Origin of the sequence: Gloeobacter violaceus PCC 7421 (genome assembly GCF_000011385.1) — a bacterium.
Taxonomy (GTDB): domain Bacteria; phylum Cyanobacteriota; class Cyanobacteriia; order Gloeobacterales; family Gloeobacteraceae; genus Gloeobacter; species Gloeobacter violaceus.
Genome location: NC_005125.1, coordinates 18,503 through 44,472, shown reverse-complemented (window position 1 = coordinate 44,472; position 25,970 = coordinate 18,503). Strand labels below are relative to the sequence as shown.

Here is a 25,970-nt window from a genome sequence, read left to right as displayed (position 1 = left end):
CGGCCGGCCGATGCGAGTGGCTGCGGATGCGCTGTGCTCTGTGGCCGGACGCGGATCCGGCCGAGTTGCCGACGAAAATCGATCGTTAGTCGAGGATGCAGCTTCTACCGTCAACTACGGGTTCTGACCGATTCTCTAGATTTCCAGCCGGGCAAAGATGGTATCCAAGTGCTTCAGGTGGTGCCTCGGCTCGAAGCAGGCTGCCAATTCGGCCGGGGCCAGGAGGATCTGCACCTCAGGATCGGCCTCGATCAGGGCTCGAAAATCGCCTCCCTCGCGGTTCCAGGCTTTGTGAGCGTTGGTCTGTACGATGCGGTAGGCTTCCTCGCGGGTGAGACCTTTTGCTACCAGTGCCAGGAGCACCCGTTGGCTGAAGACGACGCCGCCATAGCGATGCAGGTTGCGTGCCATGTTCTCGGGGTAGACCGCAAGCTTTTCGACCAGAGCGGTGAATTTGACGAGCATGTAGTGCACGAGGATCGCACTGTCCGGTAGAATCACCCGTTCCACAGACGAGTGGGAGATGTCGCGCTCGTGCCAGAGGGCCATATTCTCCAGGGCCGCCGTGGCGTTGGAGCGCACGATGCGCGCCAGCCCGGTCAGTTGCTCGGAGGCGATCGGATTGCGCTTGTGGGGCATGGCCGAGGAACCTTTCTGGCCCGCGGCGAAGTATTCCTCCACTTCGAGCACGTCGGTGCGCTGCAAGTTGCGGATCTCGACGGCAAAGCGTTCGATCGACCCGGCCGTCAGCGCCAGGGCCTGCACAAATTCGGCGTGGCGGTCGCGGCTGATCACCTGGGTGGAGGCGGTGTCGGGAACCAAACCCAATAGCTCGCAGGCGCGCGCTTCGACGCGCGGATCGAGATTGGCATAGGTGCCCACCGCTCCGGAGAGCTTGCCCGCTGCCAGACGCGGTCTGAGGGCGCGCAGGCGCTCGGCGTGGCGGGCGAGTTCTGCAAGCCAACCCGCGAGCTTGAAGCCGAAGGTGATGGGCTCGGCGTGGATGCCGTGGGTGCGGCCGATCATCACGGTGTCTCGGTGCTCGCGCGCCTTTGCGCGCGTGGCGGCGATCAGTTCCTCCAGTCTTAGAGCAAGGACATCGAGCGTCTGCACCAGCTGCAGCGCCAGGGCCGTATCGAGTACGTCCGAACTGGTGAGCCCCAGGTGGATGAATCTTCCTGCCGGGCCGACATGCTCGTTGACACTCGTCAAAAACGCGATCACATCGTGGCGCACTTCGGCTTCCAATTCAGCGATGCGCCCGACGTCGAAGCCGGCCTTGGTGCGGATCTCCTGCCACGCCCCCTGCGGAATCTCACCCAACTCCACCATTGCCTCGCAGGCGGCCAGTTCTACCTTTAACCAGTTGCGATACTTCTGCTCCTCAGTCCACAGAGCGCCCATCTCGGGCAGGGTATAGCGCTCGATCACAGTCTGTTCCGTCCAAAGGCGACAGCCTCACATTGTACCAAGAGGTTGCCGCAGACCGGACAGACTCAGCGGGCCGCATCAAGGCTCAGCAATTCCTCGAAGCGCCGGCGCATCGCGTCCACATCGAACTCCTCCACCGGCTGGATATCGCCGAAGAAGTATTGCTTGAGTTCCTGCACGTCGAAGGATCGACTTTCCAAGGGTTTCATAAGGTTGCTCCTGGCGTGAGTGCAAGATATGGGGCGAGTTAAAAAGCTTAACAGATGCAATAATTCTTAACTTAGAGACACTTCGCGGGTCTGTCAAGCCCTTTTGGGGAATCCGGTCCACTTTTTCGTATTTTTTGCGACAGTACCCGCTGCATCTGTCCGGGTGCACAGGTGCAGCGGGTGCGGGTCGGGTCTCAATGGAGTCGAAGTGCGCTGGAGTATCGCCGTGCTGCTCAAGAACAAAACCACCGACAGCCTTGTCGAAATCAACGACATCGCTCAACTGGTCAACCCGGTCGCGGAGCGGGTAAAGGCCCAGAACCAGGCCGGTGAGGAGGAGCAAAATCCCGAGATGTTCGCCAAGGCGGATCTGGTCTTTCCGTCCGGCGAGGCGCTGCCGCGCTGTTGGATAGACGCGGACTATCGCTTGAGCGTCGGCTGAGGGGCCAACAGCGCTTCGAGCACCTCAACCGGGCTAGCGTACCAGGCGGCGAGACCCGCCAGTTCCGCCCCGAGCCAGTCGTGCCACTCGTCGGCCACGACGGAGCGCCAGTCGGCGAGATAGCCCGCCTCGACGAGCGCTTCGCACAAGGCGCGGGGGGAGACCCACCACAGCTGGGCAAGACGCAAGATTTCCACGGGCCGCTCGGGCAAGTAGGTCGCTCTCAAGTGGCGCTGTAATGTCCAGGCGTGCGCGGTGGGCACAGCTTGGGCGAACAGATGCACGCAATTCGGTCGGGTGGCGGCGATCAGCCAGCGCAGGTGCAAAGGCGAGGGCGGCAGGCTCCACAGCAGCAAGTGTTCGTAGTCATGGGCCGGTTGCGGCCGGTCGTAGTGCACCGGCAGCCCGCGAGGCAACTGCGGCCTTGCGTGGCCGTAGAGCAGCACCGGGGAAGCTTGGGCAGCGACGAATGCGTGCAAAAAGGCTGCAGCTTCGCAGTGCCGATGGTCATGCCAGCGGATCGGCCGGTCCAATGGGGGCGGTTCCGGTAGTTCGATGGGGGCGGGGTGGGCGGCGCGCAGGCCCACCAACTCCAGTTCAACTTTTGAATGGCCCTGCCAGTTGTTCTCTTTGACCTGAAAGGCGATATCGACAAACGGCGGCAGTGGCAGCCACTCGGCCATCCGCCAGCCCACCGCCCGCCGCTCGGCGGTGCCGTCGCTCACGGTGAGATTGAGGTGGGTGCGGGTCTTGCCCATCGCCTTTTGCTCGACGACGCGCGCTCCTGCCACCCAAAAGACCGGTTCGGCGTTACCCAGACCGCAAGGTTGCAACCGGTCGATCTCCCCCAGCAGCCGACGATCGACCCGGGCAAGTTGCACCTGGGCGTCCACCTCGACGAGGGGGGCGACCTGCTCAGGGGCAAGCCGGGCGCGGGCAAATTGTACAAGCCGCTCCCGAAAGGCCGGCAAGTTGGCGGCAAGCAGCGAAAAGCCGCCCGCCATCGGGTGGCCGCCAAAGCCTGTGAGCAATTCAGCGCTGTCTTTGAGCGCTTCGTAGACGTGGAATTCGGGGGTACCCCGGGCCGAGCCGCGGGCGTGTTCGCCTTCGATGGCGGCGATAAACACCGGCGCGCCGTGGCGGTCCTTGAGGCGGCTTGCCACGATGCCGATCACGCCGTGGTGCCAGCCCTCGCGCGCCAGCACAATCACCCGCTCGCATCCGAGATCCAGCCCCCCGGCTTGCTCGACTTCGAGCATCCGGGCCGCCTCCGCCTCGATCTGCGCGCATAGTGCTTGGCGGTGCTGGTTGGCCAGTTCACACTCGGCGGCCCGCTCGGCGGCCACGGCCGGATCGTCGGTGGTCAACAGCTCGATGACTGTCACCGGATCGCCGATGCGGCCCACGGCGTTGATGCGCGGCCCGAGGGCGAAGCCGATGGCCTCGGGCTTGAGGTCGCTTCGACCGGCCAGGCCCGAGGCGGCAAGCAGGGCCTGCACCCCGGTATTGGACGAGCCGGGGATTTTTGCGAGTCCCGAGAGCACCCAGGCGCGGTTGACCCCTACCAAAGGCGCCAGGTCGGCCACGGTTCCCAGGGTAAACAGTTCCAGCAGACAATCGGCGAGGCCGGTTCTCCCCAGACGCCGGGCCAATTCTCCGGCCAGCACGTAGGCTACCCCCACCCCGGCCAGGGCCGCGTAGGGCGAAGTTCTGGGAATCATCTTGGGGTTGAGAATGGCGTCGGCGGGGGGGAGGCGCTCGGGCAGGTCGTGGTGATCGGTGATGATGACGCCCATGCCCAGTTCCACTGCCCGGGCGATGGGCGCATAGGCGCAGATGCCGTTGTCCACCGTCAAAATCAGCCCAATGCCCCGTTCATAAAAGGCTTCGACGATGCGCAGGTTGATACCGTAGCCTTCCTGCAGGCGGCTTGGGATTGCATACTCGATGTGTCCCCCCAGGCTGCGCACCGCCCGCAGCAGTAGCGCCGTGCTGGTCATGCCGTCGCAGTCGTAGTCGCCGCAGATGGCGATTGCCGTGCCCGACTCGATAGCTTGCGCCAGCAGGTCGAGCGCCCGGGGTAGTTGGTCGAACGCTTCGCCTGCTGAGGGCAGTACCCAGCTTTCGGGGGCCAGAAAATGCTCCGCCAATTCGCAGGTGGTGAGGCCGCGGTTGATCAGCACCTGGGCAATCAGCGGCGAGAGGCCGAACGCCTCGGCCAGTTGCCGGGCCTGCACCGGATCTTCTTGAGCAATCCGCCAGCGCTGTTTGGGGAGCATCGAGGACAAACCTATTGGCACAGATCTTAGCGGATGCGGTCCCCTCAGCCAACGGCCGCCGCCGCCGGACGATAAAAAAGGCAGGGCTCCTATCGAAGCTGCCCTGCCGGTATTGAAACAAGGTATTGAAGTATGCAGTGCAACGGAGCACCACTAGATCGATAGGGATCAGACGTTATCGATCGTCCGGTGGGCCTGATCTTTGAGATCTTCTTTCTTGTGCTCAGCCGAAGCTTCCACCTGCTTGGCCTTACCCTCAAGCTCCAGCTTCGGATCGTCGGTCAGGTCGCCCCAGGCTTCCTGAGCCTTGCCTTGCACATCCTTGGCGGTCGCTTCGGCACGTTTGTCAATTCCCATGACTTCCTCTTCCTCCCGCGATGTGAATCGTTGTGGCTCGACTTGCGTCGCTACATCTATATTCGGTAGATGCCGGGTTAACCGCCTCTACCTGCGGACACGTTGCAGGCTACGCAAAAAGAGAGGTTGAGCGGCCTGCCGATACGTCCGTGTGGCAACGCCGATACTGTCCCGCTCACAATCCGCTGGGATGCAATGAGCATCAAGACGTCCATTCTTTTCCGGGTTCGGGCCTCGGTGGTTTCGGGGCTAGGATGGGGGCGCCGAGCTCTGCTGGAAGTGCCGCCGTGTCCGTTGTCCCCAATCCGCCCAGGCGCAACACCATCGAGATTGCAAACGACGCTGCGGCCCCCTTTGACCCTCAGCGCTGGATTGCGACGATGAGCGGGGGGCTCACCGCCGCTCTGGGCGACAGCGCACAGATACTGGTGGCAAGCGACCTTACCTGGTTCCCGCTCGCGGACGACCCGGCGGTGCGCATTGTCCCTGACCTGTTTGTGGTCTTCGGTCGCCCGGCGGGTTCGCGTGGGGCGTACTACCAGTGGCAGGAGGACCATATCGCTCCCCAGGTGGTCTTCGAGCTGGTCTCGCCGGTCGAATCGCTCACCCAGGCGGCCAAAGAATTCGCCTTCTACGACCGCCACGGCGTCGAGGAGTACTACCTTTACGACCCGCTCAAAGAGGACATCTGCGGCTGGTTGCGCTACGAAAACCGGCTGGAAGTCATCGATCCTGTGCAAGGCTGGCTGAGCCCGCGCCTGGGCTTGCGTTTCGAGATCACCCGCGAGGGACTGACGCTGCTGCTTCCCGGCGGCGCGCCAATCGCCGCTGAGGCGCAACGGGAGCACGAGCGCGCCCTGGCATTGCAGCAACTGGAGGAGGAGCGCCAACGGGCCAATCTCGAACGGCTGCGCGCCGAGCGCCTTGCCGAGCAACTGCGCACTCTGGGTATCGACCCGGATAAGCTCTAAAATTAATTCGAAGGTTCGTCTGGCTAGGACTTTATGGATCATTCCCCGGACTTTATGAAACTGGTGGCCGACGCCAAAACCCGCGTCCGCGAATGCAAGATTGCCGAGGTGCGCGAGCGGCAGGCGCGGGGCGAAAATTTTCACCTGGTGGATGTGCGCGAAGATTCTGAATGGCAGGCGGGACATATTCCCGGCGCCAGGCACATCGGCAAAGGCGTGATCGAACGCGACATCGAACAGGCGATTCCCGAGCGCGCCGCGCCGATTGTGCTCTACTGCGGCGGCGGCTACCGCTCGGCGTTGGCGGCGGACAGCCTGCAAAAAATGGGCTACACCGCGGTCGTCTCGATGGACGGCGGCATGCGCGGCTGGCGCGAAGCGGGCTATGCGGAACAGAGACCCTGAAGGCCTACCCTTGAACAACCGCCCGCTGCGGGATAAGCTTTTGGCCTCAGGAACTGTTCGGCCGCCGCCTCGTCAATGGGCTGTGCCCCCTCGCTCAAGCCCGGTCGGGAGTTGACAATGTTCCGGATTCTCCTTTTGATTGCTCTGCTGGCCCTGCCGCCCGGTGCGGCTTTGGCTGCCGAAGCCGGTGACATCGACGGCGACGGCCGCGTCGATGCCGGGGACATCCAGGCTATCGACGCCTACCTTGAAGGTGCTGTCGTCCTGCAGGACAGCCAGATAGCAAGTGCTGACGCCGACGGGGACGGCAAGATCACCCGGCGCGACCGCGACCTGCTCAAGCGCCGCGTCGATGGGGTGGCCCTCAAGGGTGAGGCCCGCGTGGGCGACGGCGGCGGCGGCAAGATCGATCTCACCAGCGCCGACAGTGGCGTGGTCACCGACAAGGAGACCGGCCGGCCCCTCGCCGGGGTGGACGTGTCGCTGCCCGACGAAGGGATTACCGTGCGCACCGACAGCGAGGGCCGCTTCAAGCTGCCCAAGGCGACCGGCGGCAAGATCCTCACCGCCAAGGCCAACAACTACGCGCCTTTTTCGCTCTCGGCGGCCACCGGTTCTCCCGGCGGCGGTTTCAACCTGGAGCTGGAGCGCCTGTCTCCCAGACTGCAGGTAATCGACGACGAATTGCACCACCTGGGCGACGACCGCTTCGGCAGCGGTTCGGCCAACGCCACCGATTTTCGCCTGCGCGCCGAGGGGATCGCCTACGTGCGCACTTTCACCCTCAAAAACCAGCCCACCGGCGACATGATTTTGCGCATCGGCTCGGTGATCGGCCTCGATACGCCGCAGTCCGCCGCCGCGGGTCAGACCCAGGTAGCCTTCTTCGGCACCGAACAGGACGGCCTGCGCGTCTACCTCAACGGCAACATGATCAAACAAATCTATATCAATGGCGACAACATCCCCGTCAAGTTGCCGCGCTGGCTGCTCAACTCCGGCAAGAACGAACTGCGCATCGAGACCCACGCCTTCAACCAGCCCGCTTTCATGTCCGCCGGGGGATTGGCGGGATTGTTGGGCGCCTTTGGCATCGGCGGCATGGGCATGATGGCGGGAGCAGGCATTGTCGATCACGACGACCTTGAATTTGCCCACCTGGTGCTCGAAGACAGCGCCGGCCGTCCCCAGGAATTCAGTTCCCGCGGCCGGGTCTACGGCGGCGAGACTCCCCGCGGGGGCGAGGTCTATACTCCCCAGGTGCGTCCATGACTTCCGCCTCACCCTCCTCGGGGCGTTCAAAGATGGTCGATTTCGAGAGGGTGCTGGTCACCAGCCGCGCGGAATGGCGGGGGTGGCTTACCGATAACCACACCCGTACCAAAAGCATTTGGCTGGTCACCTACAAAAAACGCAGCGGCATGCCCCATGTGCCCTACGACGTCGTCGTCGAGGAGGCGCTGTGCTTCGGTTGGATCGACAGCCGCCCCGGCAAACTGGACGAGCGGCGCAGCATGCTGTTGCTCTCGCCGCGTCGTTCGGGCAGTCCCTGGTCAAAAATCAACAAAGCGCGGGTGGAGCGACTTATCGAGCAGGGCTTGATGACCGCTGTGGGAATGCAAAAAATCGAGCAGGCTCAGGCCGACAGCTCCTGGTCAGTACTCGACGGGGTGGAGTCGCTGGTGATCCCGAGCGATTTAGCGGCGGCCCTGGCGGAAAATTCCCAGGCGGCGGTCTACTTCGCGGCCTTCAGTCCCTCGTCAAAAAAAGGCATATTGCAGTGGATCCAAAGCGCCAAACGCGAGGAAACCCGGCGCAAGCGCATCGCTGAAACTATTGAACTGGCTGCGAACAACATCAAAGCGAATTTTCCGCGTAAAGCCTGACTTTTCCCAAAATTTGCCCTCAGAAAGCTCATTCTCCGTCCACCGCGCGGGCGAAGCCGGCCATCCGACACACCGGTACCCCATCTGACGGTCAGAATGTCGCCCGAAACTCTCCCTTGCCATCGAAGTACGCCGCCACCAGGATGCCCATGGTGACCGACCAGCATGTATGGCCGTCGCTGTCGACGGCGATGGCGGCAAAGTCGCGCCCGCGCGATTCGGCCTCGGCGAAGGAGCGCTCGAAAGCTCGCTGAAGGCTCATCCCGTCGTCCACCCGGATGGCGATGCGCGCGGCGAGCGCTTCGTCGAGGATGTCCTCGCCGTGGCCGGTGCAGCTCACCGCGCAGCGGTCGGTGGCGTAGTTGCCCGCCGGTGTGCACGAATCGCTCACCCGCCCCACCCCGGCCATGAAGCGACCGCCCGTGGAAGTAGCGGCGGCAAGCCCGCCTTCGCCGTCCACCGCCGCCGCCCCCACCGTGCCGTGGGTGCCCGCGTACTGCCCCTCGAAGCGCTCGTCCGCCCAGCGCCGGATCACCTCCGGTAAGGCCGGTTCGTGCACCGCTTCTCCGAGGGCGCGGGCCAATAGCTCGGCACCCTGCGGATCGAGAAGCCGGTCGACGCGGTTTTGCAGCTGCTCGGCCAGGCGAATCGGGTTTTTGAGGTAACGGGCGTTGACCAGGCCGCTGAAGCGGTGCTCCCGACCGTCCATCAGCGCGCAACTGAGGCGAATCTGGCCGTCGCGCTGGATGGTGGCGCCGGTACCCGCGTTAAAGAGCGGGCAATCTTCGAGGAGTTCACAGGCGCGCACCACCGCCTGGCGGGCACCGCCGTTTTTGAGCACCTCATGGGCGTCTTTGAGAATCTCCTGCAGCGCCTCGCGGCGCACCTGTCGGCTCGATTGCTCCGCCTCGGTCGCCCCAAGTCCACCATGAATAATCAGTCCTGGCCGTGGCATCTTCTCGCTCCTTTTTGCTTTGCTTATCTTACGGGCTGGGGGACGGCACCGGAGGTCCGGCGCAAGGATCGGGGCTTTCGGAGGCGAAGCTTTGCATCTGGGCGCTAGATATAGAGTAATATGGCGAACTGAAACGAAGGCCCGGCTCCATGACCTCATCCGAACTCGACCTGCGCATCGAAGAGCGCCTGCCGCCCCAAAACATCGATGCGGAGGAGACGATTCTGGGGGGACTGATGATGGATCCGGAGGCGCTCACCCGCGTCGTCGAACACCTGAGACCCGAGGCGTTCTACGTCGAGTCGCACCAGATCATCTACCGCGCCGCCCTGGCGCTGCACGCTCAGGGAAGACCCACCGACCTGCTCACCCTGAGTGCCTGGCTCGAAGATAACAAGCTCACCGAAAAGATCGGGGGCCGCACCTACCTGCGCCGCCTCACCGACGCCGCCATCAATACGATCAACATCGACGGCTACGGCCGCCTGGTATCGGACAAGTACGCCCTGCGCATGCTCATCCGCGCCGGCCAGGAAATCGCCGCCCTCGGTTTCGATAGCGCCACCGAGATTCCAAAGCTGCTCGATCGAGCCGAACAAACGCTCTTTGCCGTTACCCAGGAGCGGGTGCAACGCTCGCTGGTGCCCGCCTCCGAAGTGCTCATGAACATCTTCGAGCAACTGGAGACCCGCTACCAGGACGGCAGCAACGTCTTCGGCATCCCCACCCACTTCTACGATCTCGACAACTACACCCAGGGCCTGCAGCCGTCCGATCTGATTATCGTCGCGGGCCGCCCCGGCATGGGCAAGTGCTGCGCAGCCGATACCCCCATCGCCGATCCGGTCACCGGCGCGCTGGTCACCATCGAAGAAATCTACCGCCGCGGTGAGGCCGGAAAATTGGTGGAAGTGCTGACGCTGTTGGGCGACGGCAGACTGGCCCGCGTCGAACCGAGTCACTTCGTAGACGACGGCATCAAGCCGGTCTACCGCGTGCGCACCGGCCTCGGGCGCGAGGTGAAGACGACCCTGACCCACCCCTACCTGACCCCGACCGGCTGGAAGCCCCTCGCCGAAATCGCCGCCGGGGCGCGCATTGCTGTGCCCTGCCGCATCCCGGTTTTCGGCAGCGAGAGTCTGCCGCCCAAAGAAATCTCGCTGTTGTGCAGCCGGGCCACCCGGGATAACCGCATCCCCGACCCGGTTTTTCGGCTGCCGAGGGCGCAACTGGTCGCTTTTTTGAAGCAGCTCTGCATCACCGCCGACTCCGCCCGGGTGAGCGACCGGACCGTCGAATTTACTTCACCCTCCAAGTCTTTTTGCCACCAACTGCAGCATCTGCTGTTGCGCCTCGGGGTGCTCTCGGCTCTGCGCGAGGTGTCCGGGATATTTTATCTGGATATCAAACCCGCCGCTGAAACGCCAATCAAACCCGCCAGCCTTTGGAGCCAGGATCTCGCTCACCATTGCGACCTCCACTGGGATGAAATTGCGTCCATCGAGTATGTGGGAAACGAGCAGGTCTACGACCTGACGGTGCCCGTCACCCACAACTTTGTCGCAGCCGATATCTGTCTGCACAACACCGCCTTTTCCCTATCGATCGCCCAGCGTATCGCCCAAAAAGCCGGTTTGCCGGCGGTGGTCTTCAGTCTGGAAATGTCCAAAGAACAACTCGTCCAGCGCCTGCTGTGCTCGGAAGCGGGTGTCGAAAGCCATCGGCTGCGGGCGGCGCGCATCAGCGAAAACGAATGGCAACGCATCGGCCAGGCCATCGGTGAACTGGCCAGTATTCCCCTCTACATCGACGATTCTCCGAACGCAACCGTCACCGAAATCCGCTCCAAGGCCCGTCGCCTGCAGGCCGAGCAGGGCGGACGATTGGGACTGGTGATGATCGATTACTTGCAATTGATGGAAGGGGCAGGATCCGACAACCGCGTCCAGGAGCTGTCGAAAATCACCCGCGGTCTCAAGGGCCTAGCCCGCGAGTTGCGCGTGCCGGTAATGGCCCTCTCGCAGCTATCGCGCAGCGTCGAAGCGCGCACAAACAAGCGGCCCATGTTGTCGGACTTGAGAGAATCGGGGTCCATAGAACAAGACGCCGATATCGTCTTAATGCTCTACCGCGACGACTACTACAACCCCGACTCACCGGATCGCAACATTGCAGAAGTCAATATCGTCAAACATCGCAACGGTCCCACCGGTACCGTGAAATTGCTCTTCGAAAATCAGTTCACCCGGTTTTTAAACCTGACTTCCGGCAACCACTGACAGCAGGGATGTCAGCCGGTGGCCCACTCAGTCCCCACCACCGGAAGCGCCCAGCGCTCGATGGCGGCGGTCAACTGATCGCGGCGTACCGGCTTGATCAAACAGTCGTCCATACCCGCCGCCAGACACAGATCGTACACCCCGGCGCTGGCGTTGGCGGTGATGCCCACGATGGGGGTGCGCCGGGCCGAGTCTTCGCGTCTGCGGATCTCGGCGGTGGCCTGGAAGCCGTCCATGACCGGCATCTGGCAATCCATCAGCACCAGCGCAAAGGAGCGGCTCGCCAGCACGGTGAGGGCCTCCGCGCCGGTCTCGGCCACCTCCGCCCCGCAGCCGAGCCGCTCGAGGTGCCGCAGCAGCACCTTTTGATTGACGGCGTTGTCTTCGACGATCAAAATCGGCCCGTACTGGGGCAGCCGCACCGTCATGGGTGCGCTCGGCGGCGGCGGTTCGACCGGAGCCGAAACTTTGAGCGGCAACACAAACCAAAACGTCGAACCTTGCTCCAGACGGCTCTCGACACCGATCTGCCCGCCCATCAACTCGACGAGCTGCCTGGAGATGGCAAGTCCTAATCCCGTGCCGCCGTACTTGCGGGTGGTGGAAGTATCGGCTTGAAAAAACGACTGGAACAGGCGGCCGGTCGTCTCCGGAGCCATGCCGATCCCCGTGTCGACGACTTCAAAGCGCAGCCGCAAATCGTCGCCCCCCTGCGCCGCAGGGTGGACCCGAATGGCTATCTGGCCGCGCGGTGTAAATTTCAAGGAGTTACCCACCAGATTGGTCAGAACCTGCGCCAGCCGCACCGGATCGCCCTCCAGTTGTGCCGGCACCTCGGGGTCGATGAGCACCTGCAATCGCAGGTCTTTGCTGCGCAACTGCTCGGCAAACATGGCCACCACCGAATCGATCAACCGAGGCAACTCGAAGGGAACGACGTCGAGTTCCATGCGGCCCGCCTCGATTTTAGATATATCGAGGATGTTGTTGATCAAACTCAGCATCGTCTCACCGCAGTAACCGATAATGGCGGCCAGTTCTCGCTGCTCGGCTCCTAAATCGCTTTCCAGCAGCAGATCGGTCATGCTGATGATTCCGTGCATCGGCGTGCGCAATTCATGGCTTGCGGCGGCAAGAAAATCGCTTTTGGCCCTGGCGGCGGCCTCCGCCCGCGCCTGGGCCGCCTGCAACTCAACTTCGATGCGCTGCCGTTCGCCGATTTCCGCCCGCAGTTTCTGGTTGAGCAACTTGTAGCGAACGGTCCGTTCCCTGACGCGCTCCTCCAGTTCGGCATTCAACCTGGCGAGTTCCTCCTGGGTGACCCGGTGGGCCGCCACCTCGCGCATCAACTGCTCCCCCATGCCCGCCCAATCCTCCGGATTGAAGGGCATCTCGAGGGCGGCGCGATCGTAGGTGATGTTCAGTACTGCCACCACCTCGCCTCGACAGTTGAACTGGGGCACCGCGAGACTGTAGCAGTAAAGCTTGCAGCTTGCGTCCCCCACACTGTAGGCAAAGCTGGTAGTGCCCGGCTCGCCGGTCTCGAATACCCTGCGGATCAGCTGCTCCCAATCGGCCATCTGGGCAAGGATCGACTCGGGAATGCCCATCTCCCATAGGCTCTTGCCCAGGATCCATTCTTTGGGCATTCCCGAAAAACGGGATAAAGCAGCGTTGACGGTCAAAGTGCGCAGCTCGCTGTCTAGCAGCCCAATTTGATCGGGGGCCATCTCGATGTACTTTTCGTACATCAAGTTGCGTTGATGAATCTCGTCAAGACGCTCCTCCGCCTCCAAACGCTCGCCCACCAGCCCGGCGGCGTGCTCCAGTAGCGCGCTCTGTGCTGCGCTCAGCAACCGCTCTTGCTCATCGCAGATCCAGAGGTTGCCCGCCAGCGTCCCGTTGCAGAAAATCGGCACCGCCGCCACGAATTTCCAGGGTGACCGGCTGAAGCATGCTTCTAGTTCAGCGCTGGACAGCACTCTGAGTACCTGAACGGGAGGCTGCCTGCGAAGCAGGGGATCAACAGCAAAGTTTTGGTAATTATTGATACAAATCTGAGCGGTCGACAGGGCGAGGGCTTCGCGCACCAGTGAGGTTATCTTCCCAAGGAATTCTGCGGGTAGCAATGGCTCGAATCCGAAAATAAAAGTTTGGTATGGTAGATATTTTCCACAAAAGTAGCATACCGCTAAATCGATATTTCGAACTTAGAACCGCTGTCAAGGAGTCAAAAATGTCAGGGTCTCTGATCGTGGTGGGCACCGGCATCCGGGCTGGGCACCTCTCCCAGGAAGCCATCAGTGCTGTTCGGACAGCCGATGCTGTTGCTTACTGCATTGCCGAACCGCTTACTCGCCTATTGGTCGATGAGCTTCGCAAAGAAGCTGCCAAGCCCGTCGCCGAAGATCTGCACCGTTTTTACGCCGATGGCAAGCCTAGAACGCAGACCTACCACCAGATGGTGGCCCGAATCCTGGAACTGGTGCGCCTGGACTTGCAGGTGGCGGCCGTCTTTTACGGCCATCCGGGGGTTTTCGCCTATCCCTCCCACGAATCGATTCGCCAAGCCCGTGCGGAGGGCTACCCGGCCGAGATGCTGCCGGGAATTTCGGCGGTCGATTGTCTGTTTGCCGATCTGGGCGTAGACCCGGCCACGGCGGGCTGCCAGATGCTGGAGGCTACCGATTTTTTGTTGCGTCGTCGTCACCTTGACACAGCCTGTGGCGTGGTACTGTGGCAAATTGGTTGCGTCGGTCATGGGGATTATCAGGGCAGCGGATACGACCTGCGCTACATACCGATGCTGGTAGAGGCTTTGCTGGCGTTCTATCCGCCGGAACACGAAGTGGTCGTCTACCAGGCGGCGCACTTTGCCATGTGTGATCCGATCGTTGAATGCGTTGCCATTGCTGAGATGCTCAAGGCCAGCATCACCGCCGTCTCGACGCTATACATCCCCCCGCTGTTGGTGCCTGCAATCGATTCACAAGTGCTTAAAAAATTCGATATTGCGACATTTCGGGGAACCGAAGGCTAGAGAAACTGTCCATGGCAGTGTAATGATGTAGAAAAGTTGGAAGCAGTTATCTTATGAACGACAAAGCCAGATCTTTTCTTATCAGGCTGACGCAGGATCCTTTCCTGGCGCAGCGCTTTCGTCAAGATCCCGAGCAGCGTCGGGCGATGCTGGAGGCAGCGGACTTCGATGCCTCCACGCGCGAGGCGCTCGAAAGCCGCGACGAGGGCCGCATTGCCAAGATCTTGGGCGTAAGCGGTTTGCCCGCCATGATGATTGTCGCCATCATCGTTCCCAACGGCCCTTTCTAGCGCATCGAAGCCAGACTGAGCGGTGGACCTCGATATCCTCAAGCAAACGGCGGCTCGGCGCGCTGTCGAGCTTGTCGAAGATGGCATGGTGGTCGGGCTGGGCACCGGCTCGACCGCCGCATTTGCAGTGAGCGTCCTCGCCGAGCGAGTGCGCCTGGGGCTGCGGGTGGTGGGGATCCCCACCTCGGAGCGCACCGCCCGCCAAGCTGAGGCGGAGGGTATTGTTCTGGGGACACTGGCGGAGCAATCCAGGGTCGATCTCACCATCGATGGGGCGGACGAGGTGGCCCTGGGGGAGCTGGCCCTTATCAAGGGCCTGGGTGGTGCTTTGTTGCGCGAAAAGATTGTCGCTGCCGCGAGCGAGAGGCTGATTATCATCGTCGATGCCACCAAGCTCGTCGAACAGCTTGGTAGCCACGGCCCGCTGCCGGTGGAGGTGGCGCCGTTTGGCTGGCAGGCGACCGCCCGCGCCCTGGAGCGGCTCGGTGCCGAGGTGAATCTGCGAGCCCAGCATGGACAAGCGTTTCTCACCGACGGCGGCCACTACATCCTTGATTGTCGTTTTGGACCGATCGCCCGGCCGGCCGAACTCGAAGCGGCCATCGACCGTATCCCGGGGGTGGTGGAAAGCGGTCTGTTTGTCGGCATGGCAAGCGCGGTGATCGTAGCCGACGAGGGGGGTATCGAAGTGCTCACACCTTCTGCAGCGCCTTGAGCACCGCGAGTACCTCGTCGGTCGAGGCGTTGCTGTCGATAAACGAGAACAGGTGCCGATAGACGATCGTGCCGGTCATATCGACGATGTATTGGGCCGGCAAGGGGGCGCCGAGCGCCTGTCCCGCGCCGTAGGCCTGAAAGAGCGTGCAGCCGGGATCAAACAAAAACGGATAGGGCAGCGCCAGATCCGCAACCACCTGGGCGCTCTGCACCGGGTCGGTGCTCGTCACCATCAGCAATTCGGCTCCGGCTTGGCGGATTTCGCCGTAACGATTTTTGAGGTCCTGGAGGTGCGGGTAGCAAAACGGGCAGAAAAGTTTTTCCGTAAAGATTCGCGTAAAGGCGATCACCACCGGCATCCGTCCCCGATAATCCGACAGGCGCACCGGTGCGCCGCCGACGCGCGGCAGGACAAAGTCGGGGGCTGCCTCTCCAACTGCGGGGACGCTGAAACCCGGTAAGGGCAAAAAGTTTTTCGCAAAGCGCTGGTTGAATAATCTGGTGTCGGCGGTCATTGCGTTTTATGAAGTTACCTGATTTCAAGATAGCCCACCCGGCGCTTCGAGGCTCTCCGCGACCGCTTTAAGCCTTTGCAATTGGGCGTGCATGTCGGCACGGGTGAGCGCTTGAGCGAAGAGTGCAAATCCAAAGCGCACCACCGGGTTGGGAATGTCGAAACAAAAGCGGTTGACCAGAAGCACAGCGCCGTCCGGCCCGGTGGCTTCCCAACGGTCGGTGCCTTCGAAAAATCCCGTAAATTGCCACTGTACCAACCCAAGGGCGCGCTCGACCACCTCACACTCCAGATGGGGATACACCGGCGGCAGGCGCAGATAAAAGCGAAAGCGGCTGCCCACCGCCGTCGACCACTCCCCGACGCTGCGGCATTCGAGCAGGGGATTGAGCCAGCGGCGCATCAAGCCGGGATCGCTCAAGCAGCGCTCAGCGGCGCCCAGCGAGGCTGCGATGCGAATCTGCTGCTCAAAAATTTCCACCACCCGCCTGCCAAACCAGCAACACCGCGATTGTAGGCCGCGGCCGCAATTCACAAAAATTCATCGAGAATTTATATCGACTGCTCTTTCGCATGCGATAAGCTGTCTCCACCTGTAAGCTGGCTTTTTGGGGTCGGCAATCGGGTTTCGGCTTCGGGGTGATCGCGGGGAAAGTTTTGCCCCGCCGGGGTTTTGGTGTATACGACGGTTCGATTTGTCGCGCTGCGGTGCGCGGAGCATTGTGCTGCGAACGCTGCGGCTTTTGTCTTACTGTGAAGGGGAGTTGCGCCGTGTTGAACAACTTCTGGTATGGTCTGGCCCACAGCCCGGCCATCACATCGATACCCCGGCAGGTGGTGGTGATGGGCCGCCCACTGGTGCTCTACCGCACGGTCGGGGGGCGGGTCGTCGCCCTGGAGGACCGCTGCGCCCACCGGGATACCGCCCTTTCCGGCGGCTGGGTGGAGGGCAATTGCCTGCGCTGTCCGTACCACGGCTGGCGCTACGCGCCCGACGGCGGGTGCACGGAAATTCCGGCCAACCAACCGGGGGTGGCCATCTCGCGCCTTGCCAAAGTGGAAACATTCCCGGTGCAGGAGCGCCATGGTCTGGTGTGGGTGTTTTTGGGAGAGCTGCCCGAGGCCCAGCGCCCGGAACTGCCGTCGCTGCCGGAGTACGCGGCCCCCGGCTGGCGGGCGGTGCGCGGCGAATTTACCTGGAGTGGGCACTACACGCGCGTTATCGCCAACACCGTGGATATGTCCCACGCCCCTTTTGTGCACGCCGCCGCCTTCGGCCGCAAAGAAGCGCCCCGCATCCAGACCTACCATATCGAGTCGGAGCGCTGGCGCGGCAGTGCCTCCATCCAGTTCAAAACCAAACCGGCCTACTTCTTGAAGTTGGTGCTCGGCAAGACGCCCCCCGACGGCAGCATCACCTCCACCTTCCACCTGCCCAACGTCACCCAGGTCCACCACCGCTTCGGCCGCATCCAGTTCATTCTGTTTTTGGTTCATGTGCCGGTGGACGAACGGACCACCCATACCTGCTGGCTGCACCTGCGCAACTTCGTCACCCACGCCTGGGCGGACCCGTTTATGCACCGCGACGTCGTGCGCACCTTCCGCCAGGACGACAGTGTCGTGCGCCTGCAACCGCCCGGCCCGGTGCCTGAGCAGTTGAACGCAGAGGTCCACGCCCCCTCCGACGGCCTGGAGGTAGCCTACCGCCGCCTGCGCAGGCTGTGCGGGCGGCTGGAGTGGGCTTCCCCAACCCAGAACCCACGCATCACCGAAGGAGCTTCGCCATGAGCGCACCCGTCCTGACTACGGCCACTGCCATCGAGGAGCGCGCCGGACTGGGGGCCGACGACGGTATCGACTGGGCCGGCCTGGGCGCCCCCTATACGCGCCTGGAGAGAAGCTTCGTCGCGCGCTCGATCGGTGGAATGGCAGTGCAGGTCCAGGTGGCGGGGCACAAAGCCCCGCCTCTGGTGCTCGAAAGCTGCCCCGCCAACCACACCAACTTCGTCCTGGGTGAGATGGTGCTCTTCACGGGTCTGGAGCAAAACCCCGGCCCGATTGTCCTGGTGCTCTCAGAACCCGTCTGGGGGGCTGGGGCGCAGATCCAGCCGGACTATCCGGGCGCCTTTACCGGGGTGCTCGAAGCTTTCGACGACCAGGACCGCCCGGTGGCCTCGGTGCGCCGCGCGGGACTGAGCACCACCGCCTGTGACGGCTCGGCCATTTTCGTCGGCTTTCACTGTTTACAGGTACCGGTGGTGCGGTTGGTGTTCGCCGTCGAGGCCGCGGGCGGCCCCTACGCGCTGGCCGTCAACCGCCTCGACCTGCGGCACACTCGGGCGTAAAGCCGTCCGGCGGTGTGCGGCACTCCAGATTTAGCGTGCCGACAGGTACCATAAGCTAAGTCTGGATCGAGAGCATGGAAACTTTCCGGCCGGGTCCCCTGCTGCGGCCCGCGGCCTGGGTGCAGGTGCTCGTCGACGCACCGGCCCGGGAGCGCACCTACACCTACCGACTGGCCGACGGCATGACCGCCGCCGGGGGCGATGTGGTGTGCGTGCCCTTCGGCAGCCAGTTGGTTGGAGGTATCGTCCTCGGTTGTCTCGACCAATTGCCGACGGGCCTCGATCCTGGGCGGCTCAAAACCGTCGAGTCGGTCGTGGGGACGGGGCTGTTTGCGCCAGGCTTCTGGCCGCTGCTGGTGCGGGTGGCCGACTATTATCTGGTGCCGCTGGCGCGGGTGCTCGAGACGGCTTTGCCGCCGGGCATCTTGAGCCGTGCCCGGCGGCGGGTGCGTCTTGTGGCCGATGCCGCTCCGATGGCCCAGTGGGGGCTCAGTGCGGCAGCCAAAAGCGCGTTCGATTTTTTGCGCTCTCAGGCCCACGCGGATTTCAGCTGGCGCTTTTGTGTGCAGCGGCTGAGTGGAGGAGTGTCCTCCCTGAGAGAACTGCAGGCGCGCCGGTTACTTGAGAGTTACTACGTCTTCGGTGAGACGGCCCGGCCGCGCACGCAGCAATTTGTCGTGCTCGCAGGAGCCGGTGCCGATCTCTGCGGCCGTTCGGCGGCGGTGGTGCAGTGTTTGCGTCGGCTCGGGGGAGAGGTGAGCGTCGAGCAACTGCTCGCCGAAGCGCGCACCACCCGCGCGCTATTGCAGAAGTTGGACGCCGGGGGCCACGTGCGCATCTACGAGCGCCAGATTTTGCGCCTTGCCGCTCCGACGGCGTCCGCCGATGCGCCAAAGCTGCTCACCGACGCCCAGAAGCAGGTGCTGGACCGCCTGCAGGGGGCGACTCCCGGTCCGGTGCTGCTCGAAGGGGTGACCGGTTCCGGCAAAACCGAGGTCTACTTGCAGGCGATTGCCCCGGTGCTGGACCGCGGCGAGTCGGCTCTGGTGCTGGTGCCTGAAATTGGCCTCACCCCGCAGTTGACCGACCGCTTCGCCGCCCGCTTCGGGGCAAGGGTGCGTGTCTACCACTCGGCCCTTTCGGAGGGCGAGCGCTTCGACTGCTGGCGGCAGATGCTCACAGGTGAAGCGCAGGTCGTCGTCGGCACCCGCTCGGCGGTTTTTGCGCCCTTACCCAAGCTGGGGCTGATTGTGCTTGATGAGGAGCACGACGGCTCCTACAAGCAGGACCGTCCCGCCCCCTGCTACCACGCCCGGACTGTGGCGCTGTGGCGGGGCGAACTGGCAGGGTGCCCGGTGCTGTTGGGTTCGGCCACCCCGGATCTCGAAAGTTTCGATCGCGCCACCGCAGGCCGCTACCTGCACCTGGAGATGCCCGAGCGGGTGGCCGGGCGGCCTTTGCCCGCCGTCGAGGTGGTCGACATGCGCGAGGAACTGAACCGGGGCAACTTCACTCCCTTTAGCGCCACGCTGCAGCGGGCGGTGGCCGAGATGCATGGGGCGGGCCGCCAGGGCATCTTGTTCATCAACCGCCGCGGCTACAGCACCTTTGTGCTGTGCCGCAACTGCGGCGAGACGCTGCGCTGTCCCCACTGCGCCGTCTCGCTCACCTACCACCGCCTCGAAGCGGGCGACCATCTGCGCTGCCACTACTGCAACCACGGAGCCCCCCAGCCGCGCGCCTGTCCCCACTGCACCTCCCCCAACCTGCGCTACTTCGGGGCCGGTACCCAGCGCATCGCCGCCCAATTGAGCGAGCAATTTCCCACCCTGCGGGTGCTGCGCTTCGACCGCGACACCACCGCCCGCAAGGACGCCCACCGCCAGATTCTTGAGCAGTTCGGCCGCGGGGAGGCCGATGTCTTGGTAGGCACCCAAATGCTCACCAAGGGCCTCGATCTGCCCCAGGTGACCCTGGTGGGAATCCTGGCCGCCGATGGACTGCTCAATTTGCCGGATTTTCGAGCCAGTGAGCGGGCTTTTCAGCTGCTCACCCAGGTGGCCGGGCGTGCCGGGCGCGGCAGCGAACCCGGCCGGGTGATCCTTCAGACCTACGCCCCCGAGCATCCAGTGGTCGAAGCTGCCAGCACCCACGATTTTCGCCGCTACGCCGCCGCCGAACTCACCCAGCGCCGGGCCCTGGGCTATCCGCCTTTTGTCCAGCTGGTCGCCCTGCAACTGAGCGCAGCGGAGCAACAGAGCGTCGTCGAGTCGGCCGAAGCCCTCGCTCGCCGCCTCGACGGCTCGGCGGATTTTGAAGGTCGGCTTTTGGGTCCGGCCCCCTGCACCGTCGAGCGGGTCGCAGGCCGCTACCGCTGGCAGCTGCTCATCAAAAATCCGAACGGTGAGGCAGGCCGCGCCAGCCTGCGGGCCTTGCTCACCCAGTTTGTGCCCTGCGCGGGAGTGACGGTGGCGGTGGATGTCGATCCGCTGCGGTTGCTCTAACGACAAAAAAAAGTGAGGCCGACCGCCAGGGATAGCCTCACCCGCTCCTTTCAGCACCGGAAGTCCGGCTTGCCGTCTGCCGGGACAAGCTTGTACATAGGCTTCAGGTTCCAGGGAGCGCATCTCTCCCCGAAACCTGAAGTGGCGCTTGGAAACGATCCATACCGGCCGCGGGGCGGGATAAACCCACACACCCCGCAGCACGCAGGCTTTAGCGGCAGGCCGCGCCGGAGGCCACCGCGGGAGTGCCGGCGTAGGGCGTGGAGTCGGAGTAGGGCTCAGAGGCGCGCGGGCCGCTCTCGTCGTTGTCCGGGTTGAAGCGCGGGTTGTCGATGCAGGGCTGCTGCTTACCGGGCGAGAAAATGATGCTGCCGCTGGTGGCCAGTTCGTCGAGCTCGGCGGTTTTGGTGTCCTGCTTGGGCTGGGCGGCCTGGGCAATCGGCTCGGCGGCGATGGTGTTGCCCAGGAACTGGGCCTTGGCAGGCTCGGCCTCAGCCACTGCGGCGGTCGGGGCGCTCGCGACCGGCTGCACCTGACTGGCCTTCACCTGCTTCTGCAAATCGACAACTTCGGCGATCGTCCGGCCGGGGATGTGGGTGCGCACGCTCTTGTCGCGCACATAGGTGTTGGCGCGCTCCCACAGCTCGGCCGGCCGGCTCTGGCCGGAGGCAAAGACGATGCTGCCGCCGCCGGCGACTTCCCCGGCCAAGGCGGCCGTCGGGGCAACCAGGGCGATACCCAACAAAGCACTGACGAACAAGCGGTTCATGGCGGTCTCCTGAAAGTTTCGTGACCCTGCACTGCGTTCACTGCAGGCTTAATGATGAGTTTCGCGACCTTTTGTGAAGCGTTCGTTAAACAAAAGTGAGAGATGTCTCATGCAGGAAACAACCCTGCACAAGGCGAACCTCCCGGCGGGATCCCGAAAATCTTTGCCCTTGCATCGCCGGCGCCCGGACGCTGGGATCATGCTGTGAAGGCCCGTGAGACGATCGTGAAAACCTTATGAGAAGGCTCTAATTCTGTAAAGAAATGATCTGGATTATCATCAAAATTAAAGAGATTGACTTCGATACATGCCGCCTGGCGCGTGCAGGCCCGTCGGGTTTTGCGCTAGGCGCAGGCGGAGCTGCCTCCTCAGCAAATCGGCGTTACCAGAGAGAGTACCGTGGGCGCAGGGCGTTTTTCAGATTGGGACAAGCAATTGAACCCATCCGTCGCACGGCTCTGGCGGCGAACCTTCGGGGGAGTGCGCACGCGCATCCTCGCCTGGTACGTGCTGTTGATCGCCCTGTGCGGAGTGACCTCGGTCCTGGCGGTGCGCGAGATTCTGTTTATGCAATTGCAGGAGCGGCTGGAGACCTCGTTGGTGCGGGAGGTGCGGCTTTTTGAGCTTTTGAGCGCCGAGGAGCCGGTTGTGCAGGAGCAGCCGATGCGCGAACGCGCCGCCCACATCTTCGATCGTTTTTTTTACCGCTACGTCCCGCACGACAACGAGTTCATGCTCGCCTACATCGACGGCGAACTCTACCGGACGATGCCCCAGAAGCTCGACGGCACCATGCGCGCCAACGGCAAGCTCACCTCCCGCTGGTCGCATTTGCGCGCGCCGGAGCGCGACGAGCGCACGGGCTCGAGCGGCGAGAAGTTTTTGTACATCGCCGAGCCGTTGCGCCTGGGCGGCGAGCCGCGCGGACTGTTGGTGGCGGCTTATTGTGTCTCCTGCGAGCGCCGCGAGGTGGAGCGGTCGGTGATGGTGGTGGCCCAGGTCTTTATTGGGGCGACGCTGCTCGCTTCGCTATTGGCCTGGATCGCCGCCGGCCGGGTGCTGGCGCCTTTGCGGCTGCTCGCCGAGACGGCCCGATCGATTGGCGAATCGGATCTGACCCGGCGCATCCCGGCGGGCGACCGCGGCGAGTTGGGCGAACTGGCCGCCACCTTCAACCAGATGCTCGATCGTCTGGAGGCGGCCTTCGCGAGCCAGCGCAACTTTATCAGCGACGCAGGCCACGAACTGCGCACGCCGATTACGATTGTCCGGGGTCACTTGGAGTTGTTGGGAGACGATCCCGGCGAGCGGGCCGAGACGATGGCGATCGTGTACGACGAACTCGATCGCATGAACCGCTTTGTCGACGACCTGCTGCTTTTGGCCAGGGCCGAGCGACCGGACTTTTTGTTCTTTGAGCTGTTCGATGTCGGCGAACTGACCGACGAACTGTACGCAAAGGCCCGTGCCCTCGCCCCGCGCGAGTGGTCCATCGAGGCGCGCGGCAGCGGCCGGATGGTCGCCGATCGCCAGCGGTTGACCCAGGCGGTGATCAATCTGGCCCAAAACGCCGTGCAGCACACTGCCCCGGGCGATCGCATCGCCATCGGCTCGGCCCTGCGGGGGGTGTGGGTGTATCTGTGGGTGAGCGACTGCGGGCCGGGCATTGCGCCGGAAGATCAGCGGCGCATCTTCGAGCGCTTCGAGCGCGGCAGCCATAGCCGCTACGAGGGCAGCGGCCTGGGACTCGCCATCGTACAGGCGATCGCCACCACCCACGGCGGCAGCATCCAACTGACAAGCGTACCGGGCGCAGGGGCGACCTTTACGCTGGTGCTGCCCCTCGACCCGCCCCAGGAACTGCAATTGCACAATCAACTCGCAGGTCAGAGCTGCTCGACGGTGCTCTCGGTCTATTCGCACTGAACTCCCTCAAATTTGGAGAACCGCCATGAACCGGATTTTGATTGCCGAGGATGAGACGCGCATTGCCGCATTTCTAGAAAAAGGTCTGCGCGCCAACGGCTACACCACCATCGTCGTGCGCAACGGCGTCGAAGCGGCCCAGATGGCCTCCTGCGACGACTTTGACCTGATGATTCTCGATTTGGGGCTACCGGGCAAAGCAGGGCTCGTGGTGCTCGAGGAGATGCGTGGCCGCGGCGAGCGGCTGCCGGTGATTATCCTGACCGCCCGCGACGACATTGCCGATAAAGTGGCGGGACTCGAATCGGGGGCGGACGATTATGTGACCAAACCCTTTCGCTTTGAAGAATTGCTCGCCCGCGTGCGCGCCCGCCTGCGCGACACCGGCAACGGCCGCACCCAGGAGCAACTGGTCTTGCGCTCGGGAGAAATCAGCCTCGATCTGCGCACGCGCAAGGTGAGCGCCGGGGGGCGCACCGTCGAGTTGTCGGCGCGCGAATTCACGCTGGCGGAGACGTTTATGCGCCACCCGGGCCAGGTGATGAGCCGCGAGCATCTGTTGAGCCGCGTCTGGGGCTACGACTACGATCCGGGCTCCAACATCGTCGATGTCTACGTGGGTTACTTGCGCCGCAAGCTCAACACCGACCGTATCGAGACGGTGCGCGGCATGGGCTACCGCCTGCGCGCCTGAGGGGCGGGCGGATGTGAACTTTCTCATGGTTCACTCATCGCTGCTTTACAAAGATTTTTGAAGATCGATCTCAGGAGAACCTTTCAGCCCTGGAGACCGCCCGATGTCATTGCTGAAGACACTGCCGCTCATCGTTCCGCCCACCCAGGGTCCCTCTTCGGAGTTCTTGCACGAGGAGACGGAGGACAACCTCAGTCCTTACGGCAAGTTGGTCAGGCTGTTGCGCGAGGACTTGTGGGATCTGGTGGCGCTGGGCGCCTACACGGTCATGGTCGGGCTGTTGTCGCTGGCGGTGCCGCTTGCGGCCTCCGCCCTGGTCAACACCATCGCCACCGGCGTCTACATGCAGCCGCTGGTCGTCCTGACGCTGCTGGTACTCGGGTGTCTGACCTTCGCCGGGGTGCTGAAGCTGATGCAGTTGGTGCTGGCTGAGCGCCTGCAGCAGCGCATTTTTGCGCGCATCGCCCTCAGGCTGGCTGTGCGGTTGCCGTTTATCCGCCAGTCGGCGTTGCTCAACGAGTACGCGCCGCAGCTGGTCAACCGCTTCTTCGACGTGGTCACCGCCCAGAAGACGCTGGCGAAGATGTTGCTCACGGCACCCTCGGCTCTGTTGTCGATCCTGGTCGGCATGGTGCTGATGGCCATCTACAGCCCCTACCTGCTGGCGTTCGATTTGTTCTTGATTGTGTTTATCGTGCTGGTCTGGGTGGGGCTCGGCAACGGCGGTCTGGAGACGAGCATCAAAGAATCCTCCAAAAAGTACCGCGTGGCTGAGTGGCTCGAAGAATTGGGCCGCTGCCAGACCGGTTTCAAGATGAGCGGGGTGCCCTCCTTCCCGCTTGAGCGCACCGACGCGCTGGTGCTCGAATACATCAAAGCGCGCCGGCTGCACTTTCGGGTGCTCTTTCGCCAGGCGGTGGGCAACTATCTATTTAGTGCGGTGGCCAACGCCGGCATCCTCGCCATCGGCGGCTGGCTGGTGATCAACGGCCAGCTCACCCTGGGCCAATTGGTGGCGGCCGAACTGATCGTGCTCACGGTGCTTGCTGCCCTCGACAAGCTCATCCGCACCCTCGAAGAATTCTACGACCTGCTGACCAGCCTCGAAAAGCTCAGCCAGGCCACCGAACTACCCGTCGAGCGCCAGGGCGGCAAGCCGATGTTGCGCTCGCACCGGGGGGCAAGCATCACTTGCCGCAACGTGCGCTTTGCCTACCGCCCCGGCATGGAGGTCTTAAACGGCCTCTATTTGAGTCTCAAGCCCGGCGAGCGGGTGAGCCTGGTGGGCAACAGCGGCGCCGGCAAATCGACTTTGAGTGCCTTGTTGTGCGGCTTGCTCGAACCGAACCACGGCGCGGTGGCCGTCAACAGCGTCGATGTGCGCGACGCCAAACTCCACGACCTGCGCCAGGTGGTGGGACTGGTGAGTGACACCAACGACGAAGTGTTCGAGGGCACCATCGAGCAGAATATTTTGCTGGGCCGCACCGATACGCCCTACGAAGATCTCGTGTTGGCTCTGGAAGTCTCGCAGTTGGCCGACGAGCTGGCCACTTTGCCCGACGGTCTCAAGACGATGCTGATTAGCGGAGGGCGCAACCTCTCCCGCGGTCAGGTGCAGCGGATTTTGATCGCCCGCGCCCTGGTCGCCCAGCCGCAGCTGTTGATCCTCGACGAGGCCTTTACCGGCATCGACGAAAAGGACAAACTCGCCATCCTCGACAACATCTACAGCGGCGATCACAACTGGACCATTCTCAACATCTCCCACGACCCGGAGGTGGTGATGCGCTCGGACATCGTGCATGTGCTTGCCGACGGCCGCATCGTGGAGACCGGTTCGCCCCTGGAGATGGCCGCGCGCCCCGCAGGCCGCTTCGCTGCGCTCTTTCCCAGCCTGCGCGCCGAACTGGTCGCCTAACTTGAATCGTGCCGCTCCTATCCCGCCTACCCG

At 63.3% G+C, this 25,970-nt stretch carries 24 protein-coding genes; 15 read left to right on the top strand and 9 right to left on the bottom strand.

Annotated features, from left to right (window positions below):
* Positions 1-135 precede the first annotated feature (135 nt).
* Both purB and GLL_RS00215 read right to left on the bottom strand, forming a co-directional pair.
* Positions 136-1,431 carry an adenylosuccinate lyase gene (purB, locus tag GLL_RS00220; RefSeq protein WP_011140047.1) on the bottom strand — a complete coding sequence of 432 codons (1,296 nt, stop codon included), beginning with the start codon at positions 1,429-1,431 and terminating at the stop codon, positions 136-138.
* A gap of 65 nt (positions 1,432-1,496) precedes the next feature.
* Positions 1,497-1,640, bottom strand: coding sequence for a hypothetical protein (locus GLL_RS00215; protein WP_164928418.1), 144 nt, complete (start codon positions 1,638-1,640; stop codon positions 1,497-1,499).
* A 208-nt stretch (positions 1,641-1,848) separates the two neighbouring features.
* On the opposite strand from GLL_RS00215, the gene GLL_RS00210 reads away from it, so the two are divergent.
* Positions 1,849-2,082, top strand: a complete 234-nt coding sequence (locus GLL_RS00210; RefSeq protein ID WP_231848294.1) for an acetyltransferase — start codon at positions 1,849-1,851, stop codon at positions 2,080-2,082.
* Here the strand turns inward: GLL_RS00210 and recJ are convergent.
* Positions 2,061-4,361, bottom strand: coding sequence for a single-stranded-DNA-specific exonuclease RecJ (gene recJ / locus GLL_RS00205; protein ID WP_164928417.1), 2,301 nt, complete (start codon positions 4,359-4,361; stop codon positions 2,061-2,063). The two genes, GLL_RS00210 and recJ, sit on opposite strands and share 22 nt — an antisense overlap.
* A 168-nt stretch (positions 4,362-4,529) precedes the next feature.
* Positions 4,530-4,718 carry a CsbD family protein gene (locus tag GLL_RS00200; RefSeq protein ID WP_011140044.1) on the bottom strand — a complete coding sequence of 63 codons (189 nt, stop codon included), beginning with the start codon at positions 4,716-4,718 and terminating at the stop codon, positions 4,530-4,532.
* A gap of 287 nt (positions 4,719-5,005) precedes the next feature.
* Here GLL_RS00200 and GLL_RS00195 point away from each other — a divergent pair, with 287 nt between their 5' ends.
* The 4 genes from GLL_RS00195 (at position 5,006) to GLL_RS00180 (ending at position 7,980) form a co-directional block, all read left to right on the top strand.
* Positions 5,006-5,689 carry a Uma2 family endonuclease gene (locus GLL_RS00195; RefSeq protein ID WP_011140043.1) on the top strand — a complete coding sequence of 228 codons (684 nt, stop codon included), beginning with the start codon at positions 5,006-5,008 and terminating at the stop codon, positions 5,687-5,689.
* A gap of 33 nt (positions 5,690-5,722) precedes the next feature.
* Complete coding sequence (locus GLL_RS00190) at positions 5,723-6,094, top strand: rhodanese-like domain-containing protein (protein WP_011140042.1); 372 nt, start codon at positions 5,723-5,725, stop codon at positions 6,092-6,094.
* A 117-nt stretch (positions 6,095-6,211) separates the two neighbouring features.
* The gene (locus GLL_RS00185) at positions 6,212-7,366 is read left to right on the top strand and encodes a dockerin type I domain-containing protein (protein WP_164928415.1); all 1,155 of its coding nucleotides are present in this window, start codon (positions 6,212-6,214) and stop codon (positions 7,364-7,366) included.
* The gene (locus GLL_RS00180) at positions 7,363-7,980 is read left to right on the top strand and encodes a YdeI/OmpD-associated family protein (RefSeq protein ID WP_011140040.1); all 618 of its coding nucleotides are present in this window, start codon (positions 7,363-7,365) and stop codon (positions 7,978-7,980) included. The genes GLL_RS00185 and GLL_RS00180 overlap by 4 nt, the downstream gene beginning before the upstream one ends.
* Before the next feature lie 91 nt (positions 7,981-8,071).
* Here the strand turns inward: GLL_RS00180 and GLL_RS00175 are convergent, their stop codons facing one another.
* Entirely contained in the window at positions 8,072-8,935 is an 864-nt protein-coding gene (locus GLL_RS00175) for an isoaspartyl peptidase/L-asparaginase (RefSeq protein WP_011140039.1), read from the bottom strand.
* Between the two features lie 149 nt (positions 8,936-9,084).
* Between GLL_RS00175 and dnaB the strand changes: the two genes are divergently transcribed.
* Positions 9,085-11,214, top strand: coding sequence for a replicative DNA helicase (dnaB, locus tag GLL_RS00170; RefSeq protein ID WP_011140038.1), 2,130 nt, complete (start codon positions 9,085-9,087; stop codon positions 11,212-11,214).
* An 11-nt stretch (positions 11,215-11,225) separates the two neighbouring features.
* Here dnaB and GLL_RS00165 read toward each other — a convergent pair whose 3' ends face one another.
* Positions 11,226-13,196 (bottom strand): ATP-binding protein, encoded by a 1,971-nt coding sequence (locus GLL_RS00165; protein ID WP_164928414.1) that lies wholly within the window; start codon positions 13,194-13,196, stop codon positions 11,226-11,228.
* Between the two features lie 176 nt (positions 13,197-13,372).
* Here GLL_RS00165 and GLL_RS00160 point away from each other — a divergent pair, with 176 nt between their 5' ends.
* Genes GLL_RS00160 through rpiA form a run of 3 tightly spaced genes read left to right on the top strand, consistent with a single transcriptional unit; the run spans position 13,373 to position 15,259 of the window.
* Positions 13,373-14,254, top strand: coding sequence for an SAM-dependent methyltransferase (locus tag GLL_RS00160; RefSeq protein ID WP_197530080.1), 882 nt, complete (start codon positions 13,373-13,375; stop codon positions 14,252-14,254).
* 53 nt (positions 14,255-14,307) lie between these two features.
* Complete coding sequence (locus GLL_RS00155; RefSeq protein WP_011140035.1) at positions 14,308-14,544, top strand: hypothetical protein; 237 nt, start codon at positions 14,308-14,310, stop codon at positions 14,542-14,544.
* 22 nt (positions 14,545-14,566) lie between these two features.
* A complete protein-coding gene (gene rpiA / locus GLL_RS00150) occupies positions 14,567-15,259 on the top strand; it encodes a ribose-5-phosphate isomerase RpiA (RefSeq protein WP_011140034.1) in 693 nt (230 codons plus the stop codon).
* Here rpiA and GLL_RS00145 read toward each other — a convergent pair.
* Both GLL_RS00145 and GLL_RS00140 read right to left on the bottom strand, forming a co-directional pair.
* Complete coding sequence (locus GLL_RS00145) at positions 15,237-15,776, bottom strand: peroxiredoxin family protein (RefSeq protein WP_011140033.1); 540 nt, start codon at positions 15,774-15,776, stop codon at positions 15,237-15,239. The two genes, rpiA and GLL_RS00145, sit on opposite strands and share 23 nt — an antisense overlap.
* 24 nt (positions 15,777-15,800) lie before the next feature.
* Positions 15,801-16,259, bottom strand: coding sequence for an SRPBCC family protein (locus GLL_RS00140; protein WP_011140032.1), 459 nt, complete (start codon positions 16,257-16,259; stop codon positions 15,801-15,803).
* Positions 16,260-16,546: 287 nt separating this feature from the next.
* On the opposite strand from GLL_RS00140, the gene GLL_RS00135 reads away from it, so the two are divergent.
* From GLL_RS00135 to priA, 3 genes are all read left to right on the top strand, one after another.
* Entirely contained in the window at positions 16,547-17,566 is a 1,020-nt protein-coding gene (locus tag GLL_RS00135; RefSeq protein ID WP_197530079.1) for an aromatic ring-hydroxylating oxygenase subunit alpha, read from the top strand.
* Positions 17,563-18,123, top strand: a complete 561-nt coding sequence (locus tag GLL_RS00130; protein ID WP_011140030.1) for a hypothetical protein — start codon at positions 17,563-17,565, stop codon at positions 18,121-18,123. Before GLL_RS00135 ends, GLL_RS00130 begins: the two co-directional genes overlap by 4 nt.
* Positions 18,124-18,197: 74 nt before the next feature.
* The gene (priA, locus tag GLL_RS00125; protein WP_011140029.1) at positions 18,198-20,627 is read left to right on the top strand and encodes a primosomal protein N'; all 2,430 of its coding nucleotides are present in this window, start codon (positions 18,198-18,200) and stop codon (positions 20,625-20,627) included.
* Positions 20,628-20,838: 211 nt separating this feature from the next.
* Here the strand turns inward: priA and GLL_RS23075 are convergent, their stop codons facing one another.
* Positions 20,839-21,396, bottom strand: a complete 558-nt coding sequence (locus GLL_RS23075) for a hypothetical protein (RefSeq protein ID WP_011140028.1) — start codon at positions 21,394-21,396, stop codon at positions 20,839-20,841.
* Positions 21,397-21,831: 435 nt separating this feature from the next.
* Between GLL_RS23075 and GLL_RS00115 the strand changes: the two genes are divergently transcribed.
* From GLL_RS00115 to GLL_RS00105, 3 genes are all read left to right on the top strand, one after another.
* Entirely contained in the window at positions 21,832-23,322 is a 1,491-nt protein-coding gene (locus tag GLL_RS00115) for a sensor histidine kinase (protein ID WP_193345476.1), read from the top strand.
* Between the two features lie 25 nt (positions 23,323-23,347).
* Positions 23,348-24,016: a response regulator transcription factor gene (locus GLL_RS00110; protein ID WP_011140026.1), complete on the top strand. Its 669-nt coding sequence runs from the start codon at positions 23,348-23,350 to the stop codon at positions 24,014-24,016.
* Positions 24,017-24,119: 103 nt separating this feature from the next.
* Positions 24,120-25,937, top strand: a complete 1,818-nt coding sequence (locus tag GLL_RS00105; protein WP_011140025.1) for a peptidase domain-containing ABC transporter — start codon at positions 24,120-24,122, stop codon at positions 25,935-25,937.
* The last annotated feature ends 33 nt before the right edge of the window (positions 25,938-25,970 follow it).